Here is a 7,310-nt window from a genome sequence, read left to right as displayed (position 1 = left end):
GTCGGCCTGCGCGGAAGATGTAACGGGGCTCAAACCAGGCACCGAAGCTACGGGTATCACCTTTGGTGATGCGGTAGAGGAGCGTTCTGTAAGCCTGTGAAGGTGAGTTGAGAAGCTTGCTGGAGGTATCAGAAGTGCGAATGCTGACATGAGTAACGACAATGCGAGTGAAAAACTCGCACGCCGAAAGACCAAGGGTTCCTGCGCAACGTTAATCGACGCAGGGTGAGTCGGTCCCTAAGGCGAGGCTGAAAGGCGTAGTCGATGGGAAACGGGTTAATATTCCCGTACTTCTAGTTACTGCGATGGGGGGACGGAGAAGGCTAGGCCAGCTTGGCGATGGTTGTCCAAGTTTAAGGTGGTAGGCTGACTGTTTAGGTAAATCCGGACAGTTAAGGCCGAGAACTGATGACGATCCTTCTTTTAGAAGGAGAAGTGGTTGATGCCATGCTTCCAGGAAAAGCCTCTAAGCTTCAGGTAACTAGGAACCGTACCCCAAACCGACACAGGTGGTCGGGTAGAGAATACCAAGGCGCTTGAGAGAACTCGGGTGAAGGAACTAGGCAAAATGGCACCGTAACTTCGGGAGAAGGTGCGCCGGTGAGAGTGAAGGGTTTACCCCGTAAGCTCATGCCGGTCGAAGATACCAGGCCGCTGCGACTGTTTATTAAAAACACAGCACTCTGCAAACACGAAAGTGGACGTATAGGGTGTGACGCCTGCCCGGTGCCGGAAGGTTAATTGATGGGGTTAGCGCAAGCGAAGCTCTTGATCGAAGCCCCGGTAAACGGCGGCCGTAACTATAACGGTCCTAAGGTAGCGAAATTCCTTGTCGGGTAAGTTCCGACCTGCACGAATGGCGTAACGATGGCGGCGCTGTCTCCACCCGAGACTCAGTGAAATTGAAATCGCTGTGAAGATGCAGTGTATCCGCGGCTAGACGGAAAGACCCCGTGAACCTTTACTGTAGCTTTGCACTGGACTTTGAGCTTGCTTGTGTAGGATAGGTGGGAGGCTTTGAAGCGTGGACGCCAGTCTGCGTGGAGCCATCCTTGAAATACCACCCTGGCAACCTTGAGGTTCTAACTCTGGTCCGTTATCCGGATCGAGGACAGTGTATGGTGGGCAGTTTGACTGGGGCGGTCTCCTCCTAAAGAGTAACGGAGGAGTACGAAGGTGCGCTCAGACCGGTCGGAAATCGGTCGTAGAGTATAAAGGCAAAAGCGCGCTTGACTGCGAGACAGACACGTCGAGCAGGTACGAAAGTAGGTCTTAGTGATCCGGTGGTTCTGTATGGAAGGGCCATCGCTCAACGGATAAAAGGTACTCCGGGGATAACAGGCTGATACCGCCCAAGAGTTCATATCGACGGCGGTGTTTGGCACCTCGATGTCGGCTCATCACATCCTGGGGCTGAAGCCGGTCCCAAGGGTATGGCTGTTCGCCATTTAAAGTGGTACGCGAGCTGGGTTTAGAACGTCGTGAGACAGTTCGGTCCCTATCTGCCGTGGACGTTTGAGATTTGAGAGGGGCTGCTCCTAGTACGAGAGGACCGGAGTGGACGAACCTCTGGTGTTCCGGTTGTCACGCCAGTGGCATCGCCGGGTAGCTATGTTCGGAAGAGATAACCGCTGAAAGCATCTAAGCGGGAAACTTGCCTCAAGATGAGATCTCACTGGAGCCTTGAGCTTCCTAAAGGGCCGTCGAAGACTACGACGTTGATAGGTCGGGTGTGTAAGCGCTGTGAGGCGTTGAGCTAACCGATACTAATTGCCCGTGAGGCTTGACCATATAACACCCAAACAATCTGACCGCAGGTCAGAGCGTGAGGAAGACGACGCCGAAAACGGGCGCGTGGGTTCGCAAGACCCAAGACGAATTGTCTACTTCGATCACAGACCCAATTGGGCAGGCCAGGCAGCCTCATCGCCTGGTCAGCCAACCGAATTGCTTGACGAACATAGAGCATTGGAACCACCTGATCCCTTCCCGAACTCAGAAGTGAAACGATGCATCGCCGATGGTAGTGTGGGGTTTCCCCATGTGAGAGTAGGTCATCGTCAAGCGCCTAACACCCAGCACCCCCGCTCAGTTCATTCTGGCGGGGGTGTTGTCTTTGGGGCGGGAAAAGTTTTGGCGGGGTGCCAAGGGACTTGGGCGGAAGGGCCTGCAGGCGGAAGCTGGAAGGCCGGTAAGCCATGCGGCTGAGGTTGCCCTCACCCTAATCCTCTCCCAGGGGGAGAGGGGGACTAGAAGCCGTGCAGCTGAGGCTTAAGCGGCGCTTGCTGGATCAGGTGCGGTTTGAGGTCTGCAAGAGCAAAAGCAAAAAGACAGCCCGGCTGCGCCGGGCTGTTATGGCCATCGCGGCCATGGGCCGTTCCTACAGGAAGTCATACCGTAGGAGCGGCCGCATCAGCGGACCGCCATGGCCGCGATCATATAGCTGGATGTTGGGCTTCGCTGTGCTCCGCCCAACCTATGGCAGCGTTACGAGATCAAATAAGAGAGCAATAAAAAGCCCGGCATGTGCCGGGCTTTTTGCGTTCAGGGTTTGCGGGCTATGAGGGTCGCACGCAAGGGGGCGGGAAGGCCTTCGACGGTGCGGCTGGGATCCTCGGGATGGAGAAAATCGGGTAACGACTGGAAGCCCATCCACTCCGTGGAGCGCTGTTCGTCCACAGTCGTCGAGGTAAGGTCCACCAGACGTATGTCACGATAGCCGGCGCGTTGCAGCCAGAGTTGCAGAGCGGCAGCGGAGGGCAGGAACCAGACATTGCGCATCTGAGCGTAACGGTCCTCGGGCACCAGGACGGTAGTGGCGTCGCCTTCGACGACCAGGGTTTCCAGGACCAGCTCGCCACCGCTGTCGAGGCAGTTCTTCAGGTCCAGGAGATGGTCGATGGGCGAGCGACGGTGATAGAGCACGCCCATGGAAAAGACCGTATCGAAGCCACCTTCCAGTGGTGGCAGCTCTTCCAGAGTCAGCGGCAAGTGCCAGGTGGGCAGCTCGGGTAGATAGCGGCGCAGGGTCTGGAATTGGCAGTGGAAGAGCCAGTTGGGATCGACACCTATCACCAGGCCGGCTCCGGCACCTAGCATGCGCCACTGGTAGTAGCCGTTGCCGCTGCCGACGTCCAGGACACGTTTACCCTGCAGATCCAGGTGGGGGGCGACCCGGTCCCATTTCCAGTCCGAACGCCATTCGGTGTCCAGGTGCACGTCGAACAACTTGAAGGGGCCCTTGCGCCAGGGCCGCAGCTGCAGCAGCGCTTCGCGCAGCGCCTGCTGTTGCTCCATCGATGGAGTGCCATCGAGGCGCACGGCCTCATGCAGCTCGACGCCTTCCACCTTGATGTCGGGCAGGGCATCGACACCGGCTTGCCAGCGCTGGAGGTCGCCATGGCCGCGCGCGTATTTGGCGGCAAGGACGCCTTCGAGGTCTCGAGACCAGGGGGCCAGTGGCGTATCTGCCAGCGCCTGTTGCAGTGTTGCGAGATAGGCCGGTTGGGTCATGGCAGGGCGATCAGGGAGGTGAAGTTGAGGCATTGGAACCAGGGGACGACGGTGGCGAAGCCGGCGGCCTGCAGGCGCGCCCGGTGTTCGTCCAGGGTGTCGGTCAGCATGACGTTTTCCAGCGCGGTACGTTTCTGGGCGATTTCCAGTTCGCTGTAGCCATTGGCACGCTTGAAATCCAGATGCAGGCCATTGAGCAGCTCCTGGTTGGGCGCTTCCGGGAAACGGATCTTTTCCGACAGCAGCAGGGCGCCACCGGGCAGCAGGCTGGCACGCAGGCGGCTGAGCAGGTCCAGCCGTTGTTCCGGTGGGATGAACTGCAGGGTGAAGTTGAGCGCGATCACTGAAGCCGCTTCGAGCGGGGCCTCAAGGATGTCGGCTTCCACCACCTCAACCGGTAGCAACTCCTCATGCATGGAATCCTGGGCGCTCAGGTATTCGCGGCAGCGGGTGACCATGGCGGAGGAATTATCGATGGCTACCACGCGGGTGCCTTCGACGCGGACATGGCGGCGCAGTGCCTGGGTGACGGCGCCAAGGGAACAGCCAAGATCATAGAGACGGCTGTTGGGCTGGGCGAAGCGCGCGGCGATGACGCCGAGGTTTTCGACGATGGTGGGGTAGCCCGGCACGGATCTCTTGATCATGTCGGGAAAGACACGCACTACATCTTCGTTGAAAGTGAAGTCGGCAGGAGGCTGCGGCGACGCGAACAGGCGGTCGGCTTCGCTCATGGGCGGTACCTGGAAAATCGAAAGGGGGCATTGTACCCCCGGCAGGTAGTGCGGGACGCGGCTTTAACGGATTTCGATGCGGCAGTCGAAGCGCGCCTGGGGCTCGGCCTCGGCATCCCAGGGTTGGCGGGCCTGGAGTTCGAGGTGGGCGCTGCCGGCGCTCTCGGCGCGGAAACGCCAGAGGGACTGGCCGGCACTACCGATGCCGCCCTGGTCCTGGCGTCTTTCGCGGAAGACTTCCGGGCCGAGCTGCCTGAGGTTGTCGCTGCGCTGGAGGATGGCCCAGCGGTAGCCGCTGGTAGGGTCGCTGGGCAGGGTCAGGGTCAGTTCCTGGCCGGTATGCATGGCCAGCGGCGTGCAGTCGCTGTCATCTCCGAGAACCAGGTTGCCGCTCGGCTGGGTACTGCTGCAACCGGCCAGCAACAGGCAGCTGCAGAACAGAAGACGCGGGGACATGGAAACCTCCAGGGTATGACGGCAAAACGCAGAGCATACCCCAAGAGGTCGAACGGTCAGACTAGAAGAGCACCTTGGCCACGTCGGTGAAGCGGCGAGCGAAGTGCACGGTCAGGCCCTCCCTGAGATAGGCCGGCAACTCCTCGAAGTCACCACGGTTAGGCTCTGGCAGGATCAGCTCGCTGATCTTCTGCCGCCTTGCCGCGATGACCTTTTCCCGGACCCCGCCGATGGGCAGCACCTGGCCGGTCAGGGTCAGCTCACCGGTCATGGCCACGTTCTTCTTCGGGGCCTGGTTGCGGGCCAGTGACAGCAGGGCGGAGGCCATGGTGATACCGGCACTGGGCCCGTCCTTCGGGGTAGCGCCTTCAGGGACATGCAGATGAACGAAGGCCTGGTCGAAGAAGTTCGGATCGCCCTTGAAGTCCTTGAGATGCGCGGTGACGTAGCTATAGGCGATCTCGGCGGACTCCTTCATGACATCACCCAGCTTGCCGGTGAGCTTGAAGCCCCGATTCAGCGTATGGATGCGCGTCGCCTCGATCGGTAGGGTGGCCCCGCCCATGCTTGTCCAGGCCAGGCCGGTAATGACACCGACCCCGGACAGCAGCTGCTCCTTGCGGAAGGGCGGCTTGCCCAGATAGTCCTCGAGGTCCGACGCGCCGATCTTGATCTTGAGCTTGGGTTCCTCGATGAGCTTGACCACCGCCTTGCGCACCAGCTTGCCCAGTTGCTTCTCCAGCTGGCGCACGCCGGCCTCGCGGGCATAGCCTTCCACCAGCGCCTTGAGGGCGCTGTCGGTCAGGGTCAGGCGGTCCTTGGGTACCCCAGCCTTGTCCAGCTGCTTGGGCCAGAGATGGCGCTTGGTGATGGCCTGCTTCTCTTCGGCGATGTAGCCGGAAAGGCGGATGATCTCCATGCGATCCAGCAGGGGGCCGGGGATCGAGTCGAGGGTGTTGGCGGTGCAGACGAACAGCACCTTGGACAGATCCAGGCGCAGATCCAGGTAGTGGTCGAGGAAGTCGACGTTCTGTTCCGGATCCAGGGTTTCCAGCAGTGCCGAGGCCGGATCGCCCTGGTAGCTCTGGCCCATCTTGTCGATCTCGTCGAGCATGATGACCGGGTTCATGACCTTGACGTCGCGCAGGGCCTGGACGAGCTTGCCGGGCATGGCGCCGATGTAGGTGCGTCGGTGACCCTTGATCTCCGCCTCGTCGCGCATGCCGCCGACACTGAAGCGATAGAAGGGGCGGCCCAGGGATTCGGCAATGGATTTGCCGATACTGGTCTTGCCCACGCCGGGCGGGCCCACCAGCAGCACGATGGAACCGGCTACTTCACCCTTGAAGGCACCCACGGCGAGAAATTCGAGGATGCGGTTCTTGATGTCGTCGAGCCCGGCATGGTGGCGATCCAGCACCTTGCGTGCGTGCTTGAGATCGAGCTTGTCCTGACCATGGACGCCCCAGGGGAGGTCGGTGGCCCAGTCCAGGTAGTTGCGGGTGACACCGTATTCCGGCGAGCCGGTTTCGAGGATGGACAGCTTGTTCAGCTCGTCGTCGATACGCTTCTGCGCTGCTTCGGGCAGAAGCTTGCCTTCCAACCGTTGACGGAAGCTTTCGATATCGCTGCTGCGATCGTCCTTGGTGATGCCCAGCTCCTGCTGGATCAGCTTGAGCTGTTCCTTGAGGAAGAATTCGCGCTGGCGCTCGTTGATCTTGCGATTGACCTCGGCGGAGAGCTCCTTCTGCAGGCGAGCGACCTCGACTTCCTTGCGCAGCAGCGGCAGGACCTTTTCCATGCGTTGCAGCATGGGCACGGTATCGAGCACCTGCTGCAGTTCATCGCCCGGGGCAGTGGTGAGGGCGGCGGCGAAGTCGGTCAGCGGCGAGGGATCGTTGGGACTGAAGCGGTTGAGATAGTTCTTCAGCTCTTCGCTGTAGAGCGGATTGAGCGGCAAGAGCTCCTTGATGGCGTTGATCAGCGCCATGCCGTAGGCCTTTACCTCGTCGCTGGGATCGGGGTTGGGGCGCAGGTGTTCGACTTCCACCAGATAGGGCGGGCGCTGGCGACGGAGCCAGCCGCGGATGCGTACCCGCGACAGCCCCTGGGCGACGAACTGCAGCTTGCCGTCCTGACGAGTGGCATGGTGGATACGTACTAGGGTTCCATGCTGAGGGAGCTGGTCGGGATCGAAGCCTTCGGGATCCTCGGGCGGCTGATCCATGTAGAACAGCGCCAGGCAGTGGTGATCGGTCTTAGCCACCAGCTCCAGGGTTTCGGCCCAGGGCTCTTCGTTGACGATGACCGGCAGGACCTGTGCCGGGAAGAAGGGCCGGTTGTGGATAGGGATGACGTAGAGCTTGTCGGGAAGATTCTGGCCAGGCAGCACCAGACCGGTCTGGCCGGCTTCTTCGCTGAGGATGTCCGCTTGATTGTCCTGATCGCTCATTGGCGTACCTTGGGCTTGGATGTGAAGCCAACATGGGGCGAGGGCGCCGCTTTTTCAACGCAGGCATGGACCTGTCCTTCTTGACCGCCAGGTACCACTCGAAGTGCGACGACCGGGCAAACGAGAAGGCTCTGCCACGATAAAGATTCGTTCGT

At 60.4% G+C, this 7,310-nt stretch carries 4 protein-coding genes and 2 rRNA genes (1 of these 6 cut by a window edge); 2 read left to right on the top strand and 4 right to left on the bottom strand.

All coding sequences use genetic code 11. The annotated features are described in order from the left end of the window. Together ACWPW1_RS17585 and rrf are read left to right on the top strand one after the other, a co-directional pair. Positions 1 to 1,791 (top strand): 23S ribosomal RNA (locus ACWPW1_RS17585) (it extends 1,102 nt beyond the left edge of the window). 159 nt (positions 1,792 to 1,950) lie between these two features. Further along, positions 1,951 to 2,066 (top strand): 5S ribosomal RNA (gene rrf / locus ACWPW1_RS17580). A 478-nt stretch (positions 2,067 to 2,544) separates the two neighbouring features. On the opposite strand, the gene cmoB is transcribed toward rrf, so the two are convergent. From cmoB to lon, 4 genes are all read right to left on the bottom strand, one after another. Continuing rightward, positions 2,545 to 3,513, bottom strand: coding sequence for a tRNA 5-methoxyuridine(34)/uridine 5-oxyacetic acid(34) synthase CmoB (gene cmoB / locus ACWPW1_RS17575; protein ID WP_454253560.1), 969 nt, complete (start codon positions 3,511 to 3,513; stop codon positions 2,545 to 2,547). After that, positions 3,510 to 4,247, bottom strand: coding sequence for a carboxy-S-adenosyl-L-methionine synthase CmoA (gene cmoA, locus ACWPW1_RS17570; RefSeq protein ID WP_454253559.1), 738 nt, complete (start codon positions 4,245 to 4,247; stop codon positions 3,510 to 3,512). The genes cmoB and cmoA overlap by 4 nt, the downstream gene beginning before the upstream one ends. 63 nt (positions 4,248 to 4,310) lie before the next feature. Beyond that, the gene (locus ACWPW1_RS17565) at positions 4,311 to 4,703 is read right to left on the bottom strand and encodes a protease inhibitor I42 family protein (RefSeq protein ID WP_059315921.1); all 393 of its coding nucleotides are present in this window, start codon (positions 4,701 to 4,703) and stop codon (positions 4,311 to 4,313) included. 61 nt (positions 4,704 to 4,764) lie between these two features. Further along, positions 4,765 to 7,155: an endopeptidase La gene (gene lon / locus ACWPW1_RS17560; protein WP_434774869.1), complete on the bottom strand. Its 2,391-nt coding sequence runs from the start codon at positions 7,153 to 7,155 to the stop codon at positions 4,765 to 4,767. Between the last annotated feature and the right edge of the window lie 155 nt (positions 7,156 to 7,310).

This window comes from Pseudomonas sp. Marseille-Q7302, from assembly GCF_965111925.1.
This window is presented reverse-complemented; position numbering and strand designations above follow the sequence as displayed.

Excerpts from the sequence above, each read along its gene's own strand:
- cmoB (WP_454253560.1), bottom strand. The coding sequence starts at position 3,513 with ATGACCCAACCGGCCTATCTCGCAACACTGCAACAGGCGCTGGCAGAT.
- cmoA (WP_454253559.1), bottom strand. The coding sequence starts at position 4,247 with ATGAGCGAAGCCGACCGCCTGTTCGCGTCGCCGCAGCCTCCTGCCGAC.
- ACWPW1_RS17565 (WP_059315921.1), bottom strand. The coding sequence starts at position 4,703 with ATGTCCCCGCGTCTTCTGTTCTGCAGCTGCCTGTTGCTGGCCGGTTGC.
- lon (WP_434774869.1), bottom strand. The coding sequence starts at position 7,155 with ATGAGCGATCAGGACAATCAAGCGGACATCCTCAGCGAAGAAGCCGGC.